Raw genomic sequence first — 25120 nt, forward strand, 5'->3', positions numbered from 1 at the left:
TAATGGTCTCAGTAAACTATTAAATTACAATCTTAACTATTGGATACTCGTAACTATTTTTGTTTCGCCTTTTATCATTTTAGCAACAGGACATTTACCTGCAAATACTAACAATTTCTTTCTTTGCTCTTCCGTTATCTCTTTTTCAAAGGATATTTTTTCGGTTAAGTAATTGCCACTTTCATCTTGTTGTTGCGTAACAGTTACTGTTATTTCTCCAATATCCCAACCTCTTCTTTCTGCATAGGTTCTTAATGTCATAGCAACACAACCGCCAATTGCTGTTAATAAATATTCTACCGGAGTTGCGCCACTATCATCACCACCAGAAGCAACAGGTTGATCCATTGTTAAAAAATGATTTCTTGTTTTTGCTTCTGCTAAATAGTTTCTGTTTGTTAAAACTACTTCAGATTTCTTAAGCTTTGCCATTTGCTATTTTCTTATGAGTAATATAAGAGGTAATTAAAAAGACCATTGCGGCTATGGCTGCGGCTTGTTCCCCATCATTTATCATAATATGTGCAAAAAAGGCAAAAATAAATGCAAAGAAAAAACCTGCATATGCCCACTCTTTTATTGTTTTGTTAGCTACAAACCACAACGCCACTAGCCCTAATAATTTTGCTACCGCATACGGATAAATAATATATGTTGGATACCCAAAATTGGTAAACATACTAGCCACTGCTTCATGATTAAAAATATACATGCCTGCAGAAAAAAGCATGATTAATGTTAGTAAACCAGTAGAAACGTAATATATAATTTTTGTTGTTTTCATATTTAATAGTTTTAAATTCTATACAAATATAGTAAAAATATTTTATATATTCCATGGAATATACTTTCTAGGCAAATTAATTAAATGCAACTAAAATTTTTATAGTTTAAAAATAAGACCTACATTTATATAAGTACTTATATAAATATTTATTTAATGGATGCATTAATTGGGTTTGGTAATTTAGCACTTGGATCGAGACTAAAAAGAGTTAGTGAATATATAATGCGTGAAACGCAACGGGTTTACGATGCTTATAATATTGACTTTGATCCTTATCTTTTTGCTGTATTTAAAATTATAAAAAATAACAAAGGCGTAAATAATAGTGAAATAAAAAATAGCTTAAAAACAACGCAACCCGCCATAACACAATCAATAAACAAGTTATTAAAAAAAGGATTGATAAAAATATCCGAAGACAAATTAGATAAGAGAAAGAAGAAGATTCAATTATCTAAAAAAGGCATAAAACTAGCTGAAGATGTAACTCCTATATGGAATAGCATTGAGTATACTATGAAACAATACACTAAAATAACTTCTGATTCTTTAAATGAGCATTTAAACATCTTAGAAAAAAAGTTTGATGATAACAGATTTAGTAAAGCTATAATTCAACATATAAAAATGAATACAAAAGTAGCATCAGTAGAAATTACTTCTTATCAAAAAGAATATGCAACCTATTTTTATGAGTTTAATATAGAGTGGTTAAAAACCTATTTTTATGTAGAACCTTATGACGAAGAAGTTTTAAGTAAACCAGAAAAATATATTATTGATAAAGGTGGTTTTATCTTTTTTGCAAAAGTAGAAGACACTATTGTTGGCACCGTAGCTTTAATGTCCATAGAAGACGGAACTTTTGAATTAACAAAAATGGCTGTTTCACCAAACTATAGAGGTTATAAAATTGGGCAACAATTAATACAACATTGTATCACTTTTTCTAAAGAGAAAGGTTTAGATTTCTTAAAGCTTTATTCTAATAAATTATTAGAAAATGCAATTTACATCTATAGAAAACATGGTTTTATAGAAGTACCTATAGAAAAAGATTCTCCATACAAGAGAAGCGATATTAAAATGATTTTAAAAATTAATCAGTAATTAATTACTGATTAATTTTTATAGAATCTATTTGCTCTTGAAGACGTTGAATTTCTAAAACACTTTTTTCTTGTTTAGAAATTAGTTTAATAGAATCTAAAATTTCTTTATTTTTTTCTAAAACTGTTTTCTCTTTTTCAAAATAAACATTAGCGCCTTCACTCGTTCTCCAAGCTTCATTTAATTGGTTATAAATTTCTTCGTTCCAAGTACTAGGTTTTTTAGCGTTAATCCAAACTACATCTCGGTATTCACTATCTACCAAAGCTAAATCTGGTGTTGCAGAACCATCAAATTGTTCTGGGTTATCATCACTAATTGTAGAAACGGTTCCTAGAAAAAACATACGTTTTCTACCAGCTATGTTCTTAATATAAGGTCTAAATTCTACTGGAGTATTAGAACTCCAATCGTATTCTTTTTTAGATTCTTTTACTTTTAAAGGCATTGCAGAAACACCTGCATATCCTTGTTTTTTTGATGCATGATCATAATAATATAGCTTATCGGTTCCGTCGGCAGGAATAAACACGCTAAAACTTAAACTGGTTCTTTCCTTACCTACTGGCTCTAAACCAAACCAATGATACAAACCACTAAAAGCATCTGTTTTAGAGTCTGAAAAATCGAAATCGGTTACATAAGGTTGTGCATTTTGATCTTTTGGAGCTGTTGGAATTTTTACCGCGCTTTCCATATTCCAAGGTAAAGGATCAGAAAAACCTGCCAAAAACTTTAAACTTTCTGCTTGCAAACGAGATATTTTCTCTGCTAACGTATTTTGTTTTGTTAGATATGCATAATTTTTCATTTCATCGGGAGAAATATAAGTTCCTTTTCCGATGGTAATTCTTTCTAAATAATCTTTTATATCATGTTCTCCATTGTCAATGACCATTACACCTCCAAAACTTGGATACGGAAAAAAGAATCCTTTCCATTTTATCAAACTCACCACTTCTACCCAAGCTCCTTTATCATTTTTCATATAATAGGTATCACTTGGCTCGTAATTAAACAACATCCATGGGTTTAAACGTTGTACAACTGCATTGTACGTATTTCTACTAAACTTTAAAGATTCTCCAATAGAAAACGTAACCGGAATTCTATTTTCTGATGAAAAACGAGGAAAAGGAGTTGTGCTCGACACAGAAAACACTTCTTCTGTATTGTCTTTTAATCCTTGCCAATAATATTTTTCGGTAGGCTGAATCGCCATTGTCCATTGATTATGTCCATCAACTCTTACCAAATGTGGCAACGAAACATCTTTGGTTTCTCCTACAGATTCATTTGCCATAGAAAAAATATTTCTTAATGGCTGAATTCTCTCGTTTTGTGTTAAGGGTAATTCGTTAATTTCTATCTTATTTAAATCGTTAAATACGTTATACGTTTTCATATAATCGTAGAATTTTAAATTCCAACCTACATAATATAAGATTCCGAAAAAAACAGATAAGAAAAATAAAATTCCGATTCTTTTCCCTACACTTGCAGATTTTCTAAAACTTCGCACGCCTAAATACAAGAAAGTAAAACATAATAAAATTATGAAAATAAATTTTCTAACAAATATTAATGCTGGTTGATAATCGTCTCTAAAAAAGAATAATAAAGCCAATAATATTATAAAAAATAGAATGACTCTTTTCTTTTGCTTTGCTCCTTTATTCCAATAATTCTTAATCATAACTACAAGTTTAAAGCATGAAGTTTGAAGCTAAAAGTTTCTTACTCATACTTACTATTTTATTCTAATTAATTTTTTACTATTTTTTTGATTAATGCCACTGAAAACTGAATACTTATAAAAGTCCTTTATCTTTTAAACGTTCTCTAGCACTTTTCTCTGCTACTTTAGGCACTTCTTTTGTTTCTTCAACTTCCTTATTATCTTTTGTATGAAAATCTTCTACAAAATCTTTTCCTTTTTCTATAACTTGATCTAATTTCTCTTCAAAAAATTCTGTTTGTTCCTCAATAATTTCTGATGATTTAAAAATTACACCTGCAATATAAGTTCCTATCAAAGTTCCGAAAATCATGGACGCAAACAATGAAATTGTTGCATAATTTATCGGAATTAAAAATTGCACAATTAAAATACCCACTAGAAAAAAAACAGCGATATAAACAAATCTTAATATAAAACCCTGTTGATACACAAATCCTTTTGTGTCTGTATCTTTCATTTGTAATTCTTTCGAATTCATTATTTTATTAAAAAATAGATAGATTTTATTCCCTCTAGATTCTCTCCAAAAAATGACAACTCCAAATAAAATTGCTGCGATAAATATGATAATTTCTATGGTCATAATTTTTGATTTGAAGTTCTATATAAAATTAGTCTATTTTTTCTAAAAATTGTTACAAACTGTCTCTATTATCCAATCTTGTAAAGATGCATCTAACGTTTTAAAAAGCGTATAAAACTGCTCTTTATCGTACCAATACAAAAATAACACATCTTTCGGAGCAATATTAACTAATAAATGCCAAATTAAATCTTGATGATTAGGTTTTAATGAAGAATGTGGTTTGTGCAAGGCAATATACATTTCTTCATCAATAAGGTCTTTTGGATTTGTATTTTTTGAAATTTGTTGTTTTTCTAAAAAACGTTCTAAACCCATCACTTTTTTTCTTGATGAAATATCTATTTTATTCAAATAGCTTTTAAATAAAATTCCGTCTTGTAAAATTTCTTTTACAGGGTGCGCTGTTTCCTTTAAAAAGGATGAAAACATAAATTTCTGAATTCTCTTATATCTTTTTTTAGTAGTTTCCTCTTCTAAATCTAATTCGAGAACATTATAACTTATTAGTTTTTCAATCATTTCTGAGTGAGAAATATGATACATTAAAACATCGTATGTTGTATCTTTTATGGCTTCTTTATAAGTTGCTTCATTTTCGAAAATAAGCACAGGTGTTACTAAATCTCTTAATAAATAAATACCACCAAAAGCTTTTGTATAAAAAGAATCTGTGGTAAAAGTAATTTCTTCTATCGTAAGGTTTCTTTCTCTTAAATCTCCATATTTTTTAGCCGAACGTATTAGTTTTTTATGAATCTCTTCATCAATAAAATTATACTCTTTATTAAATAATGCTACCAATTTTAGTTGTTCTTCTTTGGCTTTTTCTAGATTATCAATTAAATAAAATCTAATGATAATCTCTTTATACCTTAAAATATCTAAAGGCTCGTAAAAAACAGCTATTTTTTGATCAAATTCTACACAAATTGCAGAATCTCTTGTAATATCATTAATTGTTTTTTCGTGATGTTTAAACACTAATTTCATCAATTCTCTATCAAAAGAATTAAACGGATTGTAAACTGGTAATCCTTTTTGCTTTGGTGTAATAATTATTGCATGCGTATTTGCTTCACCATTATTTAGGTAAAAAGGTTCTCCTTTTTCTTCTGCTATTTCCGGACTCCAACCTACTCCGTCTATAGAAAAAGAAGTTAATTTAGTTTTTGTAAATCCGAGTTTTACGAGACATTTATTATATCGTTCTACCAATTTTCCACTAACGGAAATGGATTCACTTCTGTATAAATTGGCTTTTATTAATTTTTGCATTTTTCCTTTTTGTCATTCCTGTAAAAACAGGAATCTATTTTATTTATTATGGATTCCTGCCTACACAGGAATGACAGATTTACTCTAATAATTTATGAATAATAGCATATTGCAATAATACAATAGTTCTTGTATCTACAATTTCTCCTTCATTTAACATTCTTACTGCTTCTGTAAACGGAATTTCTAAAATCTCGATATCTTCTGTTTCACTTTCTAATCCTCCTCCTTCACTCACTTTCATTTCGTCTGTATATTCGCCAATAAAAAAGTGCATTTTTTCTGTTAAAACTCCTGGTGATGAATATCCTTCGTAAATCTTATTTACGGATTTTAAACGAATTCCGACTTCTTCTTCAGTTTCTCTAATGATACATTGCTCCGGATTATCGGCATCTAATAAACCTGCAGGAATTTCAACTATAAAACCGTCTTTGTTATCATGTAAAAAAGTAGGCATTCTAAATTGTTTAATTAAAACCACCGTTTTTTTAGTGGTGTTGTACAATAAAATTCCTGCTCCATGACCACGCTCATACACTTCTCGCATTTGGGTTACCCAACGTCCGTCAGACATTAGATACTTAAAATTGAATTTATTTAACGTGTAATAATTGTCGGACAGTAATGTCTTTTCTATATCTTTTATTCGCTTGTTACTCATTATCAAATGTTTTTCTAGCTTCTAAATCAATATTCATTTGGTTTACTCTTGCATCTACTTTTCTCTTAAAATCTGTGTCTGCAATGGTAGCAACATTATCTAAGTAACGCACCACTTCTTGCCTTCTAATTTCAGAGAAATTTAAACCTTTCATATTACTTTTCATCAACTCTTGCAACATGTTAAACTTTGTTTGATAGTCTTTTTTGAAATACGTTTCTGGATTTTCGAACCAATCTTGTTCTAAATCGAAATCTGTTAATCGTAATGATATTGCAGATTGAATATTACGTACATCTCTTGATGAAAAGAATGGAAATATTTTCTGAATTTCTTTATATAAAATCGCAAAGAATAAATGCTCATTTGATCTATGATTTTTCTCTGCTCTATCATACGCTTCTAAAACTCTTTCTTCGGATGGTTTTTCTACAGAACTCAAAATTTCTCCCATACTTTTAGCCAATCCTTGATCTTTTAAAAACTCGTAATTAGACGGGGCTTGCATATTCACAAAATCGGGCATTGTTTTTTCAAACTTTTTCCACCAAATATAATCCTGATCTAAAAAATCGTGTTCTGTTCTTGCTCCATCAATTTTAAATCTTCCTTGTACACGAGAAATTACCGCTTTATCTAACATTTCTGGCAAATTGGTAAATAAACCGATAGAAGAATTGCCATAGTTTACAGCGTAAGCACCTTCTGTATATCGTAAGAAAACTCCAATAACTTCTTTTACACCCGCCGAAACGCCTTGTGTAGTTCTTTCTTGTAAATTGTTCTCTGCATCATCAATAGGTGCAAAAATCAATTTGGTTGGATCTTGCATTGGTTTCATCCATTCTACCATTTTTTCTGCAGATCCTCCTTGAAAAGTAGAGATTAACGTGTCTGGCATTGGATGAAATAAAAACGGAATGTCTAAATGATCTGCGTGTTCTTTCAGTCGTGTTGCAATCGCTGCAATTAACATCGATTTTCCTGTTCCCGGGATTCCATATCCCATAAAAACTGGCATAAAACCACCCAATTCTTGAAACGGATTTTTCTTCGCGTCAAAATCGTAACTCAACATTCTTTCTGTTAATCTACGTGCAAAATGTTTGGCATCTTTATTACCAACAATTTGCTCGAACTGAATTTTATTAAACTCAATACTTTTTGCGGTTCCTGAAAATGCATTTTCCCAACCTGATACTGCAAAATCAGAATTTTCTAATTTATAGGTTCTATCAACTATGGTTTCTGTATATTCTAAACTGCTTTTACGTAGTTGAATTTCATCAATTAAAGCTTCAAAATAAACCACTGTAAAATCAATCACATCTTTGTCTGACTTTACGATATCTGGATGTCCTAAATATTTATCAAAATAAAATAAAGTACAAGCAATTCCCTTTAAAGGTGATAATAATGATACTTCTGGAATCCCTGCAAACTTCTGCTTCATTACAGATAAATCATCTGAAGCATGTGGTTTTAAATCGTGTAAAATTTTATACGAAATTGCAAATAATTGAAAAGCGGTTGCGGTTTGCATTTTGCTTTCAAACTCTCGTTTTCCTTGAGAATCTAATGCCGATTTTCGCTCATGCAAACTAGACAATCCTGAGGCATCGTAATAGTTATCTTTAATCCAAATTCCTAAAGTCAATCCTTCTTGAACTGCATATAAGGTCTGATTCAAATAGACAGGAATTGCAATAGAATCTGGCAATAATCTCTTTTTTAAAGCTAAAATAGTTTTAGAAACTGATGTAATTTCTACATTACTGCCATTATTTGCTCTTGACAAATACAATAAAATTGATGCGTCTTTTGCATCTTTATCTTTATTCTTTGCTCTATTACTTTGTTCCCACTGAATACTTTTTAAATAACCAGAAGCTTCATCTCTGAGCATATCTAGTTCATTCTGTTTTATTGGGAAGGTTGAGTTGTGGTTCATAGTTTTTCAGTATGCAGTTGGCAGTTTTACACTGCTGTTCCTATTCTGCTTATTATTTTTTTTTTCTTCTTTCTCTTTTTTTTATTTCACAAACTTGCTGACTGTAAACAGCCTACTGAAGACTGCTTACTTTAGAGCGCTTACTTCAATAGGAGGTTTTGCCAATTTATCTAACGTTCTTGGCGTTTGATTATGTAATAATTGAATAATTCTGTGAGGTGCAAAAACATATTTTTGTTGAATTACTTCACTCCATTTTTGCATGGTTTGTTTAGAGAAAAAACTTCCTTCTGTAAAAGTATCTCCAGAAAAAACTTCGTCAATTTTTAATGATAAAGCATACGATTCTAAAGCTATTTCTTTTTTAGCAATTCCACTTAAAATAGCATGTGTAATTTCATTTTCGTCTTTTGCAAATACATTATGAAACGGGCCGAAATCTATTCTTTTAAGATGTTTTGGCTGGATATCTGGTAATTTTCGATCGATATTGTATGCCATTGTATCTAAAGACATTTCTCTATCAGCAGTTTCTTTTAAGACTTCATAGATTTTTTCTTTGTCTATTTTTCCATCATAATTAAAATACATATAACAAATAAAAGGTCGGTTATGACTAACGTCGTAAAAACTCCAACTTGTCATATATTGATAATTCTGACCTTGTTTAGCTGTTAGAATTTTACCTTGTACAAATCTGTTAAAAATGTATTTTTTTTCTACAGAAGTATAATAAACAAAAGAAGAAGCTTTAAATAAATCTAACCTTTTAATGGGTTGTTTTTTTACTAAAAGTGTGTTTAGAAATTCAGCTTTTAGAGTATCTACATCTTTTAATTTATCTAAATACTGATTTCTTAACTCTAAATCGTTGTACAAAAATCGAAATTCTAAATAATTAGGAAACCCAGAATCTGTTAAATCGACTTTCATATTATCTTCTTCATCGTACATGTATTTTATACGCATGGCTTCAATAGAATATAAAAGTAAATCTGAATATTGTTTAAAAAGTAACAATTCTTGATGTGTACATAATTTTTCTTGTTGCACACTTACAATGAGTTCTTTTAATACAAAATCTACCATTTTATGATAAAAAACATATTGTTCTTTTGAATCTAAAAGTGCAGAATCTAAAGGTGTTGTAATCATTTTTAAAATTTAAGAATATCGTTTAAAGTTTTCTTAATTACTTCAATATCTTTTAAAGGAATTTTACCTATTTTTTTATCCAACCTTGTTTTAGAAACAGAACGAACATGAAAAATCAACACTTCTGAAGTCTTTTCTAATCCGTTTATTTCATTTGGGTTGATAATTAAATTTCCTTTATAATTTTTAATACTTGTGGTTAATGGACAAACAATTACAACTTGTAAATGTTTATTTAACATATTGCCACTTATAATAACTGCTGGTCTTCTACCGCTTTGTTCACTACCTTTTGTAGGATTTAAATACAGTTCCCAAATTTCTCCTTGTTTCATTTAGTTAGAATCTGCATCGTTAAGTTCTGTAAAATATTCTTGCATGCCTTCTTCTGCAATCAATAAAATATCTTGGTCCGTAGCAGCTTGCTTATAAGACTTTATATAACTCGCTTTTTCTATTTGTTCTAAATACAATTCTAAAGCATTTTCTATCAACCTATTTTTAGGAAGTTTTAACTCTTTTGCCAATACAGATAATTTTTCTAAAAGACTATCTGGTAAAGAAGATGTGAATGTTGCCATTTTATATTTATTTTTTACAAATATAATACATATTTACTGTTTACAATTATGAATTAAGAAATAAATATCTTTAACTTAAGCAATTAGCTAACAAATAAGCCTGCGTTAAGGATTGAAATGACATCCTTTTTTCTTTTTCAGAAAAAAGATATAATGAAAAGCCTGACCTTCTTTTTGTTTTTCAAAAAAGAAGGTAACGCCCAAAATATTTTTCTTAACAACAATTTTCAGGCAAAAGCTAACTGCTTACTAAAACTGAAAACTGAATACTTTTTACCCTAACAAATCGTCGTTAGAAGAATCTGTTTTTGGTTTTGCTACAGGAGCATCCGTTCCTTTTGGAGCAGTTGCATCTGCTTTGTAATAGTCTTCAAAAATCTCTTTCATGTCTATTCCGTAACGGTCTGCAAAGTTCTTTTGAATGTCGATATCTTTCTCTCTAATTTCATGTAAAGCCTCTGCGTAAGAGCTATAAACACCGGTCATCACTTTTTCGTGAACCGGAATATTATCCATCATTTCTTGACGCGCTCTAGCACTTGCAGAATGCATAGACGCTAAAGTTTCTCCGATATGCTCATCTGTTTTTACGCCTAAATGCTCTAAAATTGCCGCAAATTCTTGGTCTGTTCTTGCTTTTAATGCAACCACATAACCATCATAATACTTTAACCTTTCTTCAGTATCCGACTTTAATTTTGCTCTATGTGTTTGTAAATTAGAACGCAAAGAAGTTAATACTTTAATGGTTAAATTGTGTTTGTGCACAAAACTATCTTTACTGGCTGCCAAGGTTGTGTAGGCATTTTTAAGACCTTCTAACTCTTCTACTTTTTGCTCAATAGCAGTCATTTTACCAATAGCTTCTGAATAAGCGGTAGATTGTTTGTCTACAATTTCTTCTAATTCTTGTCGAGATTGTTTTAATAAAGCATACTGCTCTTCTAATTGCGCTTCTACTTCTTTCTTTTTAGCTAACGCTTTTGTATGATTTTTAGAAGCCTCTACAATAGCATCTTTTAACTTTTCTTCTACTTCTTTTATTTCTACTTCTCTATTTTTTAAACGTGTAACTGCTGCTTGAGATTTGTAGGAAAGCTCACTTAATAATGTTTGAATATCGGCACTTTCTATACGTTGCTGAAATAATGCTTTTGCTTTATTATCTGCACCTGCACGTAGTTTTTCTGCTGCTGCAAATTCTATTTCTTCTTTTTTAATCTTCGATTTTCTACCCCATAAATTGTTCCACCAAGTATCGGCTTTATTTTGGGCATCTTCTAACTCTACTCTTGCTCGTTCTAATCCTTTTTGAGCATCGTCTATTACTTTTTGTTCTGATGGGTTTAAGGCTGAAAATTTCTCGAACATAATACCAACTTCATCTTGGTAATCTGTTAAGTCTTTTATAGCATCTAAAAGCGTACTTCTGTCTTTTTCTGCCATGTGCACAACATCATCTAAGGTTGCGTTTAGAATTTTTTGGCGAGACTCTGGATCATCTTCTTGTGCCAATTTAGATTTCATGGTGTCAATCGCTTTCCCCCAATTTACATCTACTTTTTCAGTTTTTTTGTTTGCACTAGTTTCTAGTAAATCAAAATCATCAGACATAGTTATTTTTTGTTTTTTAAAGTTGAACAATTTTTAGAGAAGCAATTTCGTTAAAAATTTTTGAAATAAAAACAATATCACCTCTAAATATATGTAGCTCAGATTCCTTATTTGTTACAATGCAAAGAATATTTATTATTTATTGATGGATGAACCCTCTGTTTTTCTAATTAAATTTATAGATATTATTGGACATGATTCATAAAAAAACCGAAACTATTTAGTTTCGGTTTTTATTTTTATAAGTTTTTAAGTTTGTCTCCAAAAAGTAACAACAGTATAATTGGTATTCCTAAAGATATTACCAAAAGTTTATTTGTAATAAATAAAGAGGGATCTAATAAAAGTGTTACCACAAATCCGCCAATTGCGCCACCTAAATGTGCTGAATGACCAACATTACCAACTTGCTTTTTCATGCCGTAAATAGAGTATAAAAGATAGCCTACACCAAAAATATAACCAGGAATTGGAATCGGAATAAAAAATAAATACAACTCCATTGCTGGATACAAAAGTATGGATGCATACACAATACCAGAAACGGCTCCAGAAGCACCAACGGCACTATAATAAGGCTCATTTTTATGATAATGTAATGAATATAAACTCCCGGCTAATAAACTACCAAAATAGATAATTAAAAAATAAGGCATACCTAAAAAACCCGCTACAATATTCCCAAAAAGATATAATGCATACATGTTAAATCCTAGGTGTATCCAATCTACATGTAAAAAACCAGATGTTAACGTTCTTATTTTTTCACCAGATAAAACCTTACCTACTTGAAACTTATATTTATCCAAAAAAGAATAGTCATTAAACCCTTTCATTGACACCAAAACATTGGCTATTATAAGAATTAAAACTGCTTGATTCATGTTGTTCATCATAAAACAAACTTACTAAAATCTGATTTACTAATACTACTTCATTTTAAATTTATATCCGATATTTGCAATCTAAAATAATACTCCATGCATTTAATTGTCTTTAGCCTTATATACCCACTTATTTGGTTAATATCTAAACTTCCTATGAGAATATTATACATAATCTCTGATGGACTTTACTTCTTAAATTATTACATTATTGGTTATAGAAAAAAGGTGGTTTTAGAGAATTTAAAACTGGCTTTTCCAGAAAAAAATGAGCAAGATCTTAAAAAGATTAGTAAAGGTTTTTTTAAACATTTAACCGATTTTATTGTAGAAAGTATAAAGACCTTTACCATTTCTGAAAAAGAAATTTCTAAAAGGATAAAATATAAAAACATCGAAATACTTAAAAAGGTTGCTAAAAACGGAAAAAGTATTTCTTTAGTGGGAATTCATCAAGCAAATTGGGAATGGCTTACAGGTTTACCTTTACAAATTAAAACTCCAGATTTTTATGCAGCTTATACCAAAGTACAAAATAAGCACTTTGAAAAAGTAATTAAAATGTCTCGTTCTAAATTTGGTGGAACTTTATACAGAACTTCAGACACCATTAGAAATCTTCACAGAAATTTTGTAGATAAAAAACAAGGTATTTATATTTTGTTAAGCGATCAATCTCCACAAATAAAGAATACTCATTATTGGGCGGAATTTATGGGGATAAAAGTTCCAATTCATACTGGTGCAGAAACTTTATCTAAAAGATATGATATGTCTTTTGTATATTGGACATCAAGAAAAATTAAAAGAGGTTATTATGAAGTTGAATTTGAGTTGATTACAGAAAACCCAAAAGAATATAAAGATTACCAACTTACTGATAAATTTCTCGAAATAACAGAAAGAAATATTAGAAACCAACCTGAAGTTTATTTATGGTCTCACAAACGTTTTAAACATAGGGATAAAGTTCCAAAATCTACATCATAAACAACAACAATATGCAGTTTTTAAGTTTTGCGCTTACTTACCCTTTAATAAAACTACTCTCTATTTTACCTCTGAGAGTCTTATATATAATTTCAGATTTTTTTTTCTTTCTAGTTTATTATGTTTTTCGCTATAGAAAAAAAGTTGTTCTAGAAAACCTACATCTTGCCTTCCCTGAAAAACAAGAAGATGAAAGAGCATTAATTTCTAAAAAATTCTTCAAACATTTTACAGACTTAGTTGTAGAAAGCATCAAATATTTTTCTATGGGTGAAAAGGAGATAAAAAAACGTTACAAATTTTTAAATCCTGAATTGGTAGATAACTATAACGAAAAGAAAAAAGGTATTATAATAGTTGGAGCACACCAAGCTAACTGGGAATGGTCTACAAGTATGCCACTTGCTTTAAAAACAACAATTTTAGGTGCATACACTAAAATACAAAACAAGTATTACGAAAAAGCAATTAAAAAAAGTAGAAAGAGATTTGGTATTGATGGCTACAAAACCTCTGAAACAATTATTAATATTCAAAAAAATATTGATAACAACATACTAGCTGCATATATTTTACTAAGTGATCAATCTCCACAGCCTCATAAAACGTATTATTGGAGCGAGTTTTTTGGTGTAAAAGTACCTATACATACAGGTGCAGAAATGCTAGCAAAAAAATTTGACTTTGTTGTTATTAATTATGTAGCAAGAAAAATAAAAAGAGGCTATTATGAGGTAGAATTTGAATTGGTTACAGAAGCACCAAAAGATTACAAAGACTACGAGCTTACTGATAAATTTTTAGAAATAACAGAAAGAAATATTAGAAACCAACCTGATCTATATTTATGGTCTCACAAACGTTTTAAACATAGAAATAAAGTACCAAAAGAGTTTTTATAAACCTTTTGACACTTTATTTTGTTTTAATTTTTAAAGGTTAAACCTTCCTCCAATAAGTATATTTCTCTGGAAAAAAGTAAAACTTTGAGTAGCTCCATCACTTGGATCTATAGTGGTTCTAATATCTGGTAAATTGATATACCCAAATTTTAAATCTGATTGAATATAAAAGTATTTAAAAAACGTTAAATCTATACCAACTACAGCTGATGCTCCCCAACCTGCAATATGAAACTCATCGTGTCTTTCTTTATTTAATAAAGTTACGTCTGTTCTTGGATATAAAATTCCTGCTCCAAAACCTTCTGTAAGGTTTATTTGAAAGTTCTTATGATTGATACCAAAGTAATGACCAATTTCATCAAATCTTCTAAACTCTACATTTACATAGTTTAAACCATCTGTATGTTCTAATTTTAAAAAATCTTCAGCCAACACAATGTCGTCATTATTATAAACGCGGTCATAACTTGTACCCTCATTAATTTCTCCGTCAATTTTTACGGTTTGATCTTTAACCATTACATATTTCATGTGGTCTACACCAATAGAAATTGTATAATTTTCCTTTAAAAAATAACCAATTCTATAATTATTTTGAGGAATGGTAATGTTTACGGGATTAAAATAATCATTAAAACTAAACGGAGTTTGTCTGTCTTTGGCTTTTACATCATGTAAGGTAAAATCGTAATTTTTCCCAGTAAAATGTATATCAGAATTAGAGTAATTAGCTCTATTCCATCCCCAATAAAGAAAGAATTTTCCTTTATTGGTTATTTTGTTTGTTTGTTTTAAATCTTTTGTATCATTTTCTTGAGAAAAAGTACAAATTGTCATCAATAAGGATAAACCTACTATTACCTTTTTTTTCAAAACGTTACGCTATTATTTCTTTAATTTCGTTGATAAATCTTACTGCTAAATCATCTGCTGCTTGTTGCGATTTAGCTTCTGTATAAATTCTAATAATTGGCTCTGTATTCGATTTTCTTAAATGAATCCATTCTTCTGCAAAGTCAATTTTTACACCATCTATTGTATTTACATCTTCGTTTGCATATTTAGAAGCCATTGTTTCTAAAATCTTGTCAACATCTATTTCTGGTGTTAACTGAATTTTATTTTTACTCATAAAATAACTTGGGTACGAATCTCTTAATTCTTTACAAGACATTTTTTTATTAGCTAAATGCGATAAAAATAAGGCAACCCCCACCAAAGAATCACGTCCATAATGAGAAGCAGGATAAATAATTCCTCCATTTCCTTCTCCACCAATTACCGTATTGGTTTCTTTCATTTTAATCACCACATTTACTTCACCTACTGCAGATGCTGTATATGTTCCGCCATGTTTTTCTGTAACATCTCTTAAGGCTCTAGAAGATGATAAATTAGAAACAGTATTTCCACCACCTAGTTTTCCTAATACGTAATCTGCACAAGCAACTAATGTATATTCTTCGCCAAACATAGAACCATCTTCAGAAATTAAAGCCAAACGATCTACATCTGGATCTACTACAATTCCAAAATCTGCTTTTTTCTTAACTACTAATTCAGAGATATCTGTTAAGTGCTCTGCTAAAGGTTCTGGGTTGTGAGGAAATTGTCCGTTTGGAGTACAATATAATTCGATACATTTTACACCTAATTCTTTTAATAAAGCAGGAATAAAAATTCCACCTGTAGAATTTACGCCATCTACAACTACTTTAAATTTTGCTTTTTTAATTGCTTTTACATCAACTAAATCTAGCTTTAAAACTTCTTTAATATGTTTTTTTAAGTATTTTTTATTCTTTTTGTAAGAACCTAATTCATCTACTTCTGCAAAAGAAAAATCTTCACTTTCTGCTAAAGCTAAAATTTCTACTCCTTCTGCTCCGTTTAAAAACTCACCTTTTTCGTTTAATAATTTTAATGCATTCCATTGTTTAGGATTGTGAGATGCTGTTAAAATAATTCCTCCGTCTGCTTTTTCTAAAGGTACTGCCACTTCTACAGTTGGTGTTGTAGATAAACCTAAATCGATTACATCGATACCTAAACCTACCAAAGTATTTGCTACTAAACTAGATATCATTTTACCAGAAATACGAGCATCTCTACCAACTACTACTTTTATACTTTTTTTGTTAGCGTTTCTTGCTTTAATAAATGCTCCGTAAGCAGATGCAAATTTTACAGCGTCTATTGGCGTTAAGTTATCGGCAGTTTTACCTCCAATTGTTCCTCTAATTCCTGAAATTGATTTTATTAATGTCATAATTTATATTGTCTTTTTTAGCAGGACAAATATAATTCTATTAAGTGATAAAATAGATTAGTAAGCTGTTATTTTTGATTTTGTAATATATCTACAAGTAGGCTGCGTTAGGGATTGCAACGGCATCCTTTTTATAGCGCTTTTTAACAAGCGTTATTGCGAGGAACGAAGCAATCTGTTTATTAATTAGGAGGTTGCCACAGTTTACAAAAAAGGAAACTTCGAAATGACAGCTATAAAAAGATATAGTGGAAAGCCCGACCTTTTTAGGGAACGCCCAAAAAGAGTATTCAGTATTCAGTATTCAGTATTCAGTATTCAGTATTCAGTATTCAGTATTCAGTATTCAGTATTCAGTATTCAGTATTCAGTATTCAGTATTCAGTATTCAGTATTCAGTATTCAGTATTCAAAAATTTTAATTTTTGAATACTGAATACTACAAAGTTTGTAGAAACTTTAAAGCATAAAAAAGCCGATACAAATTGTATCGGCTTTTTAATATGTAAGAAATAAAGATTATTTACCTTCTTCCATTTTTTTCTTTAATGCTGCAAGACCACCAATATCTCCTAAGGTAGTTTTTTCTGCTTCTGCTGCTTTCTTAACGGCAACTTTCACATTTCTTTTCTCTTGCTCTTTAAATAAAGATGTATGAGAAACAACAACTCTTCTGTATTCTTTAGAGAATTCTAAAACTACAAATTCTATTGTGTCTCCTTTGTCTAATTTAGAACCATCTTCTTTTTCTAAGAATCTTGTTGGTGCAAAACCTTCTACTCCATCAGCAAAAGTTACAACTGCTCCTTTATCATTCTTTTCTTTGATTGTTCCTTCATGTTTAGAACCGATTGCATACGTAGCTTCATGTGCATCCCAAGGGTTATCTTGAGTTTGCTTATGACCTAAGTTTAACTTTCTGTTCTCTACATCTAATTCTAATACTTGTACTTCTAGTTTATCACCAACAGTTACAAAATCTGAAGGATGTTTCACTTTCTTAGTCCAAGATAAGTCAGAAATATAAACTAAACCGTCAATACCTTCTTCTAATTCTACGAAAACACCAAAGTTAGTGTAATTTCTTACAGTACCAGTGTGAGTAGAACCTACAGGATATTTAGCAACGATGTCAGTCCAAGGATCTGGGTGTAATTGTTTAATACCTAAAGACATTTTACGGTCTTCACGGTCTAAAGTTAAAATTTGAGCTTCAACTTTATCTCCAACTTTTACGAAATCTTGTGCAGAACGTAAGTGAGTTGACCAAGACATTTCAGAAACGTGAATTAACCCTTCTACTCCTTGTTCTACTTCTACAAACGCACCATAATCAGCTAAAACAACAACTTCTCCATTTACTTTATCACCAACTTTTAAGTCAGTATTTAAAGCTTCCCAAGGATGAGCAGATAATTGTTTTAAACCTAATTGTATTCTAGATTTGTTATCATCAAAGTCTAAAATTACAACGTTTAATTTTTGATCTAACTCAACAACCTCATTTGGATGATTGATTCTTGACCAAGATAAATCTGTAATATGAACTAATCCATCTACACCACCTAAATCAACAAAGACACCATAAGAAGTAATATTTTTAACAATACCTTCTAATACTTGTCCTTTTTCTAATTGACCAATAATTTCTTTTTTCTGTAATTCAATATCAGCTTCAATAAGAGCTTTATGAGATACAACAACGTTTTTAAATTCGTGGTTGATTTTAACAACTTTAAATTCCATTGTTTTCTCAACATACTGATCGTAATCTCTAATTGGCTTAACATCAATTTGAGATCCTGGTAAAAATGCTTCAATTCCAAAAACATCTACAATCATACCACCTCTAGTTCTACATTTAACGAAACCGTTAACTACTTCACCAGTTTCATGAGCATTGTTAACACGTTCCCATGCTTTAATAACTCTTGCTTTTTTGTGAGATAATACTAATTGACCAGAAGAATCTTCTCTTTTGTCAACTAATACTTCTACAGTATCTCCTTCTTTTAAACCTTGGTTGTAACGAAATTCGTTTAAAGAAATAACTCCTTCAGATTTAGAGTTGATATCGATGATTGCATCTCTATCAGTAATTCTAATTACAGTTCCTTCAATTACGTCACGCTCGTTTACAAAACCTACAGTTCCTTCTAACGCTTTTTCAAATGCTTGTAATTTTTCTTCATCAACAGCTTCAATACCTTGTTCGTATTTGTGCCAGTTAAAATCAGCTAAAAATTGTGTTGGATCTACAGCAGGAGTCGCTGTTTCTTGTACTTCAGCAACAACAACTTGCTCTTCAGTGTTTTTTGTTTCTTCAGACATTTCTGAATAATAATTTGTATCTTATTGTTTACCAGATTTTTAACGATAAAAACGCAAAGAGTTGTTTTTATAAATTGTTTTATCTTTTCCTTTTCTAAATCTGTTATCGTAAAAAGGAGTGCAAATTTACAAAAATGTTTTGATTATTAAGCAATTAGAATTAATTTATTATTCCTTTTATTCTTGATATACAAAAACTACCTTTGCACTCTCAAAACCGTTATGGGTAGATTTTAATGAAGATGGATAAAAACACAAAAGATTTAGTAGATAAAGGAATAATGCTTCCCTTAATGGAAGAGTTCTATACAATACAAGGAGAAGGTGCTCATACAGGTACAGCTGCTTATTTTATTAGAGTTGGTGGTTGCGATGTTGGTTGCCACTGGTGCGATGTTAAAGAAAGTTGGGATGCAGATTTACACCCACCAACCCTAGCAGACACCATTGTACGTAATGTAAAAATGCACGCAAAAACAGTTGTTATCACTGGTGGAGAGCCTTTAATGTGGTCTATGGATTATATTACAGAATCACTACAAAAAAATAACATTAGAACGCATATAGAAACTTCTGGAGCGTATTCTTTTTCAGGAAAATGGAATTGGTTTTGCCTTTCACCTAAGAAAACAAAATTGCCTTTAGCAGAATGTTATCCTGAGGCTGATGAGCTTAAAATGATTATTCAAAACAAATCAGATTTCGATTTTGCAGAACGAGAAGCTGCTAAAGTTTCAGATAAATGCCAATTATTTTTACAACCAGAATGGAGTAAAAAAGAAAAAATGACCGAACTGATTGTAGATTATGTGATGAAAAATCCAAAGTGGAAAATTTCTTTACAAACACATAAATATCTGAATATTCCATAATATTCAGATATTTTATATTTTTTAGAAGTTATTTCCTGCTTTCCACTATATCTTTTTATAGAGGTCACTACAAAATTCACTTTTTTGTAAACCGTGTCAACCTCATTATTAAAAGTTACTTAAGTTTTTACAGAACTATAAAAAGGATGCCGTTTCAATCAGGGCTAAGTGTATCTGTAAACTTATTAGCTAAACAGAAAGTTTGGCATCTACTAAAGCACAAATTCTTTCAAATTGTTCTGTTATTCCCATATCAGAATTATCAAATTCAATAGCATCATTCGCTTTCAATAATGGAGAATCTTCTCTTGTAGAATCTATTCTATCACGTTCCTCCACATTAAAAAGAATATCTTTAAAATCTACTTTATCCCCTCTATCAATCAATTCTTTATAACGTCTAGTAGCTCTTTTATCAGCAGAAGCCGTCATAAATAATTTCAATTCAGCACCCGGAAAAACAACAGTTCCAATATCTCTACCGTCCATAACGATACCATTATTTTGCCCCATTAATTGTTGTTCTGCAACTAATTTTGTTCTTACCTCAGAAATAGCCGCTACTTTACTAACTAATTGAGAAACTTCTAGCGTTCTAATCTCTTTTTCTACATTTAAACCATTTAAAAACATTTCTGCAAAACCTAACTTTTCATTAAACTTAAAAGTAAGTGAAATATCTTTTAAACTCGAAACCAGATTTTCTTTATCTAAAAAATCTTTACCAACAAAACTATTTTGTTTTGCAAATAAAGTAACAGCTCTGTACATTGCTCCGGTATCAACATAAATATAATTGTACTTTTTAGCCAATAATTTAGCTATTGTACTTTTCCCTGTTGATGAAAATCCATCTATTGCAATTATAATTTTTTTACTCATATTTATCTTCTCCTATCTAAATCTATTAATAAACTAAAAGTACTTGCATTTGTTGCCGAATGAATTTTAGAATAGGCATAATTAAATTTTAATTTATTCATTTTAATTCCAAAACCAAAAGAAAAACCACTAAACGTTCTTGCATTCTGTAGTTTTAATTCAGCTACCCTTCTAAAATTATATCCTAATCTTAAATTGATTGCACTTTCAGGAAACAACTCTCCACCAATCACAAAATGTCTAAAAGTATTGGCAATAAAACCCACTTTTTTTTCAGTAACATTGCCTTCTAAATCTGTTGTTTGTTCAGAAGGGTTAGGTACAGATACATCCCATTGTTGTAAATTATCAATAGTTGCATACCATTTTAACGGAACATGTTCTAATTTATAAGAACCACCTAAAGCAATTTTAAATGGTAATTTTTCTTTTACTCCATTGTAGGTTTGTATTTGAGTACCAATATTTCTAGCCACCAAAGTAATTGCAAAAGGTTTGTAAGGACTATTATATAAAATGGCTAAATCTGTAGCAGCACCAGTAGATGTATAATTTTCAATATTAGAATTAATCACTCTAACATTAGCACCAATAAAAAAATTTGAATAAGGAATATTTATAGCATACCCAACAGAAACAGCAATATCATTGGCACCAAAATTCCCCGTTTCATTACCTTGTTCATCAGCACCAATTAAGGAACCATAATCAATATATTTAATACTACCGTGTATGGTACCAAACCTCCTAGAAATTGTTTTAGCATAAGCCAAAGATCCAATATTTATTCCAGCTAAATAACTTGTGTAATTTACAGAAACTTTATTATCTATTTCCTCACTAATCACAGAAGGGTTCCATATCGGTTGATTAACATCATCCATTATTACCAAAACTTCACCACCTAAAGCCACTTGTCTAGCAGAGGTAGATACATTTAAAAATTGATACACTTTCTCTCCTCCAACTTGTCCTCTAATAGCACAAAAAGAAAATAAAAAAGTAAAAAATAAGATGTTTTTATAATTCATTAAGAAATAAATAACGGCTGCTAAATTAATAACGAAAATAAACTATATTATTACAATTACGATACACAAATGTGATAAAAAAACTCAAAAACACTTAAGTTTACTCCATAAAAAAACCTCAATTCGTTAAGAATTGAGGTTTACAGATACGGATATTAGTCCGTATTAAAGAAAGGCGGCGACCTACTCTCCCACATAAATGCAGTACCATCGGCGCGATTGGGCTTAACTTCTCTGTTCGAGATGGGAAGAGGTGAGCCCCAATGCTATAACCACCCTAAGATTTTGGTTATTAATTGTTGTTGGTTTATAGTTTTTGGTAAAACTGTATACAATACAGCCCCATCAACTAATAACGATCAACTAAAAACCGCAAGCATCGCTTGCTTATAAGTTAACATATGGTAAAATAATATCTAAATCGTCTAATAAATAAAGAGTCTGTGCTCCCGCCTTTCGGCGGGAAGCGTACATAAGTCTATGGGTTATTAGTATCACTTGGCTATGACATTACTGCCTTTACACCTATGACCTATCAACGTTGTAATCTCCAACGACCCTTTAAAGAAATCTCATCTTGTGGTGGGTTTCGCGCTTATATGCTTTCAGCGCTTATCCCTTCCCGACGTAGCTACCCTGCTATGCTTCTGGCGAAACAACAGGTACACTAGAGGTCAGTCCAACTCGGTCCTCTCGTACTAGAGTCAGATCCACGCAAATTTCTAACGCCCACAGCAGATAGAGACCGAACTGTCTCACGACGTTCTGAACCCAGCTCGCGTGCCACTTTAATGGGCGAACAGCCCAACCCTTGGGACCTTCTCCAGCCCCAGGATGTGACGAGCCGACATCGAGGTGCCAAACCCCCCCGTCGATATGAGCTCTTGGGGGAGATCAGCCTGTTATCCCCGGAGTACCTTTTATCCTTTGAGCGATGGCCCTTCCATGCGGAACCACCGGATCACTATGCTCTTGTTTCCAACCTGATCGACCTGTATGTCTCTCAGTCAAGCACCCTTATGCCATTGCACTCTACGTACGGTTACCAAGCGTACTGAGGGTACCTTTAGAAGCCTCCGTTACTCTTTTGGAGGCGACCACCCCAGTCAAACTACCCACCAAGCACTGTCCTCATCTCTGAGTTAGACTCTAGATAAGCAAAGGGTGGTATTTCAAGGACGACTCCACAACGCCTAGCGACGCCGCTTCAATGTCTCCCACCTATCCTACACATTACTTATCCAAAGCCAATACTAAGCTATAGTAAAGGTTCACGGGGTCTTTTCGTCCCGCTGCGGGTAATCGGCATCTTCACCGATACTACAATTTCACCGAGCTCATGGCTGAGACAGTGTCCAGATCGTTGCACCATTCGTGCAGGTCGGAACTTACCCGACAAGGAATTTCGCTACCTTAGGACCGTTATAGTTACGGCCGCCGTTTACTGGGGCTTCATTTCAGATCTTCGCCGAAGCTAAACCCTCCACTTAACCTTCCAGCACCGGGCAGGTGTCAGGCCTTATACATCATCTTTCAATTTAGCAAAGCCTGTGTTTTTGATAAACAGTCGCCTGGACCTTTTCACTGCGGGCCCTGCTGTAAAGCAGGGCGACCCTTCTCCCGAAGTTACGGGTCTATTTTGCCTAGTTCCTTAGCCATGAATCTCTCGAGCACCTTAGAATTCTCATCCCAACTACCTGTGTCGGTTTACGGTACGGGTTCTTATAATCTGAAGCTTAGAGGTTTTTCTTGGAAGCCCTTAGGCACACTATCCAATTGTCCGAAGACGCTTGGTACTATCACACTTCACCTAGTTCTGCGGATTTGCCTACAAAACTAATAGCTACATGTTTCAACGAACTATTCCGTCAGTTCGCGGTGCTTTCATTACTCCGTCACCCCATCGCAATTATAAGAAGTACAGGAATATTAACCTGTTATCCATCGACTACTCCCTTCGGATTCGCCTTAGGACCCGACTAACCCTCAGCTGATTAGCATCGCTGAGGAAACCTTAGTCTTTCGGTGTGGGGGTTTCTCGCCCCCATTATCGTTACTTATGCCTACATTTTCTTTTGTAACCAGTCCAGCATGCCTCACAGCACACCTTCTACCCAGGTTACAATGCTCCCCTACCACTAACGTGTCTTTCAACGTTAATCCATAGCTTCGGTAATATGTTTATGCCCGATTATTATCCATGCAAAATCGCTCGACTAGTGAGCTGTTACGCACTCTTTAAATGAATGGCTGCTTCCAAGCCAACATCCTAGCTGTCTAAGCAATTTCACCTCGTTTTTTCAACTTAACATATATTTGGGGACCTTAGCTGATGGTCTGGGTTCTTTCCCTCTCGGACATGGACCTTAGCACCCATGCCCTCACTGCTGAGAAACATTTTATAGCATTCGGAGTTTGTCAGGAATTGGTAGGCGGTGAAGCCCCCGCATCCAATCAGTAGCTCTACCTCTATAAAACTTTTACTCAACGCTGCACCTAAATGCATTTCGGGGAGTACGAGCTATTTCCGAGTTTGATTGGCCTTTCACCCCTACCCACAGGTCATCCAAAGACTTTTCAACGTCAACTGGTTCGGTCCTCCACTGTATGTTACTACAGCTTCAACCTGCCCATGGGTAGATCACTCGGTTTCGCGTCTACTACTACTAACTAAAACGCCCTATTCAGACTCGCTTTCGCTACGGCTCCTTGACTTAATCAATTAACCTTGCTAGAAACAGTAACTCGTAGGCTCATTATGCAAAAGGCACGCCGTCACAACTCGAAGTTGCTCCGACCGCTTGTAGGCGTACGGTTTCAGGTTCTATTTCACTCCCTTACTTAGGGTTCTTTTCACCTTTCCCTCACGGTACTAGTTCACTATCGGTCTCTCAGGAGTATTTAGCCTTACCGGATGGTCCCGGTGGATTCATACAGGATTACTCGTGTCCCGCACTACTCAGGGTACCACTATCTTAAATTCGCTTACTTTTACGGGACTATCACCCTCTATGGTCTGTCTTTCCAAACAGTTCTAATTCACTTATCTTCGAATATCGTGGCCCTACAACCCCAAATTTGCCGTAACAAATTTGGTTTGGGCTAATCCGCGTTCGCTCGCCACTACTAACGGAATCACTATTGTTTTCTCTTCCTCCGGTTACTTAGATGTTTCAGTTCACCGGGTTTACCCCACTTACGTGGTGACATGTCTTCAACATGCCGGGTTGCCCCATTCGGATATCTACGGATCAAAAGGTATGTGCCCCTCCCCGTAGCTTTTCGCAGCTTATCACGTCCTTCGTCGTCTCTGAGAGCCTAGGCATCCGCCATACGCCCTTACTTAACTTATTGTACTTTTTGCTACAGTGTGTTGCCACACTATAATGAACTCTTTTATATTTTTATAAAAAAATTATTTAATTAGATTGCTCTAATTGTTCTCTATCTATTTGATTCTTACGATATCATTTTACCAATATGTCAATGAAC

21 protein-coding genes and 2 rRNA genes are annotated in these 25120 nt (G+C 32.2%); 4 read left to right on the forward strand and 19 right to left on the reverse strand.

What is annotated here, in order from left to right:
* Positions 1 to 36 precede the first annotated feature (36 nt).
* Positions 37 to 432 (reverse strand): OsmC family protein, encoded by a 396-nt coding sequence (locus tag GQR92_RS06915; RefSeq protein WP_158838416.1) that lies wholly within the window; start codon positions 430 to 432, stop codon positions 37 to 39.
* Positions 419 to 784, reverse strand: coding sequence for a DoxX family protein (locus GQR92_RS06920; RefSeq protein ID WP_158838417.1), 366 nt, complete (start codon positions 782 to 784; stop codon positions 419 to 421). The genes GQR92_RS06915 and GQR92_RS06920 overlap by 14 nt, the downstream gene beginning before the upstream one ends.
* Positions 785 to 940: 156 nt before the next feature.
* On the opposite strand from GQR92_RS06920, the gene GQR92_RS18155 reads away from it, so the two are divergent.
* On the forward strand, positions 941 to 1897 hold the full coding sequence (locus GQR92_RS18155; protein WP_158838418.1) for a bifunctional helix-turn-helix transcriptional regulator/GNAT family N-acetyltransferase: 957 nt from the start codon (positions 941 to 943) through the stop codon (positions 1895 to 1897).
* A gap of 4 nt (positions 1898 to 1901) precedes the next feature.
* Here the strand turns inward: GQR92_RS18155 and GQR92_RS06930 are convergent, their stop codons facing one another.
* The 10 genes from GQR92_RS06930 to GQR92_RS06975 form a co-directional block, all read right to left on the reverse strand.
* Positions 1902 to 3593 (reverse strand): hypothetical protein, encoded by a 1692-nt coding sequence (locus tag GQR92_RS06930; protein ID WP_158838419.1) that lies wholly within the window; start codon positions 3591 to 3593, stop codon positions 1902 to 1904.
* 115 nt (positions 3594 to 3708) lie between these two features.
* Positions 3709 to 4221, reverse strand: a complete 513-nt coding sequence (locus tag GQR92_RS06935) for a hypothetical protein (protein WP_158838420.1) — start codon at positions 4219 to 4221, stop codon at positions 3709 to 3711.
* A 42-nt stretch (positions 4222 to 4263) separates the two neighbouring features.
* Entirely contained in the window at positions 4264 to 5499 is a 1236-nt protein-coding gene (locus tag GQR92_RS06940; protein ID WP_158838421.1) for a DUF6638 family protein, read from the reverse strand.
* Positions 5500 to 5578: 79 nt separating this feature from the next.
* Positions 5579 to 6163, reverse strand: a complete 585-nt coding sequence (locus tag GQR92_RS06945; RefSeq protein WP_158838422.1) for an NUDIX domain-containing protein — start codon at positions 6161 to 6163, stop codon at positions 5579 to 5581.
* Complete coding sequence (locus GQR92_RS06950; RefSeq protein WP_158838423.1) at positions 6156 to 8114, reverse strand: AAA family ATPase; 1959 nt, start codon at positions 8112 to 8114, stop codon at positions 6156 to 6158. Before GQR92_RS06950 ends, GQR92_RS06945 begins: the two co-directional genes overlap by 8 nt.
* A 126-nt stretch (positions 8115 to 8240) precedes the next feature.
* Positions 8241 to 9269, reverse strand: coding sequence for a hypothetical protein (locus GQR92_RS06955; protein ID WP_158838424.1), 1029 nt, complete (start codon positions 9267 to 9269; stop codon positions 8241 to 8243).
* Positions 9270 to 9271: 2 nt separating this feature from the next.
* On the reverse strand, positions 9272 to 9604 hold the full coding sequence (locus tag GQR92_RS06960) for a type II toxin-antitoxin system PemK/MazF family toxin (RefSeq protein WP_158838425.1): 333 nt from the start codon (positions 9602 to 9604) through the stop codon (positions 9272 to 9274).
* Complete coding sequence (locus tag GQR92_RS06965) at positions 9605 to 9850, reverse strand: ribbon-helix-helix domain-containing protein (RefSeq protein ID WP_158838426.1); 246 nt, start codon at positions 9848 to 9850, stop codon at positions 9605 to 9607.
* 273 nt (positions 9851 to 10123) lie between these two features.
* Positions 10124 to 11464 carry a microtubule-binding protein gene (locus tag GQR92_RS06970; protein WP_158838427.1) on the reverse strand — a complete coding sequence of 447 codons (1341 nt, stop codon included), beginning with the start codon at positions 11462 to 11464 and terminating at the stop codon, positions 10124 to 10126.
* A gap of 239 nt (positions 11465 to 11703) precedes the next feature.
* Positions 11704 to 12360, reverse strand: a complete 657-nt coding sequence (locus GQR92_RS06975) for a rhomboid family intramembrane serine protease (RefSeq protein WP_158838428.1) — start codon at positions 12358 to 12360, stop codon at positions 11704 to 11706.
* An 84-nt stretch (positions 12361 to 12444) separates the two neighbouring features.
* On the opposite strand from GQR92_RS06975, the gene GQR92_RS06980 reads away from it, so the two are divergent.
* Positions 12445 to 13338 carry a lysophospholipid acyltransferase family protein gene (locus tag GQR92_RS06980; protein WP_158838429.1) on the forward strand — a complete coding sequence of 298 codons (894 nt, stop codon included), beginning with the start codon at positions 12445 to 12447 and terminating at the stop codon, positions 13336 to 13338.
* Positions 13339 to 13349: 11 nt separating this feature from the next.
* Complete coding sequence (locus tag GQR92_RS06985) at positions 13350 to 14240, forward strand: lysophospholipid acyltransferase family protein (RefSeq protein WP_158838430.1); 891 nt, start codon at positions 13350 to 13352, stop codon at positions 14238 to 14240.
* 30 nt (positions 14241 to 14270) lie between these two features.
* Here GQR92_RS06985 and GQR92_RS06990 read toward each other — a convergent pair whose 3' ends face one another.
* From GQR92_RS06990 to rpsA, 3 genes are all read right to left on the reverse strand, one after another.
* Positions 14271 to 15116, reverse strand: coding sequence for a hypothetical protein (locus tag GQR92_RS06990; RefSeq protein WP_441339137.1), 846 nt, complete (start codon positions 15114 to 15116; stop codon positions 14271 to 14273).
* A gap of 4 nt (positions 15117 to 15120) precedes the next feature.
* On the reverse strand, positions 15121 to 16512 hold the full coding sequence (gene glmM / locus GQR92_RS06995) for a phosphoglucosamine mutase (RefSeq protein WP_158838431.1): 1392 nt from the start codon (positions 16510 to 16512) through the stop codon (positions 15121 to 15123).
* Between the two features lie 519 nt (positions 16513 to 17031).
* Positions 17032 to 18843 (reverse strand): 30S ribosomal protein S1, encoded by a 1812-nt coding sequence (gene rpsA / locus GQR92_RS07000; protein WP_158838432.1) that lies wholly within the window; start codon positions 18841 to 18843, stop codon positions 17032 to 17034.
* Between the two features lie 242 nt (positions 18844 to 19085).
* Here rpsA and GQR92_RS07005 point away from each other — a divergent pair, with 242 nt between their 5' ends.
* Positions 19086 to 19715, forward strand: coding sequence for a 7-carboxy-7-deazaguanine synthase QueE (locus GQR92_RS07005; protein WP_158838433.1), 630 nt, complete (start codon positions 19086 to 19088; stop codon positions 19713 to 19715).
* A gap of 189 nt (positions 19716 to 19904) precedes the next feature.
* On the opposite strand, the gene cmk is transcribed toward GQR92_RS07005, so the two are convergent.
* The 4 genes from cmk to GQR92_RS07025 all read right to left on the reverse strand — a co-directional run bounded on the left by cmk (position 19905) and on the right by GQR92_RS07025 (position 24982).
* Entirely contained in the window at positions 19905 to 20597 is a 693-nt protein-coding gene (gene cmk, locus GQR92_RS07010) for a (d)CMP kinase (protein ID WP_158838434.1), read from the reverse strand.
* Between the two features lie 2 nt (positions 20598 to 20599).
* Positions 20600 to 21628 (reverse strand): type IX secretion system protein PorQ, encoded by a 1029-nt coding sequence (gene porQ, locus GQR92_RS07015; protein ID WP_158838435.1) that lies wholly within the window; start codon positions 21626 to 21628, stop codon positions 20600 to 20602.
* Positions 21629 to 21798: 170 nt separating this feature from the next.
* A 5S ribosomal RNA gene (rrf, locus tag GQR92_RS07020) occupies positions 21799 to 21908 on the reverse strand.
* 188 nt (positions 21909 to 22096) lie between these two features.
* Positions 22097 to 24982: ribosomal RNA gene (locus tag GQR92_RS07025) — 23S ribosomal RNA — on the reverse strand.
* Between the last annotated feature and the right edge of the window lie 138 nt (positions 24983 to 25120).

The sequence above is a fragment of the Polaribacter sp. L3A8 genome (genome assembly GCF_009796785.1).
Lineage (GTDB): Bacteria > Bacteroidota > Bacteroidia > Flavobacteriales > Flavobacteriaceae > Polaribacter.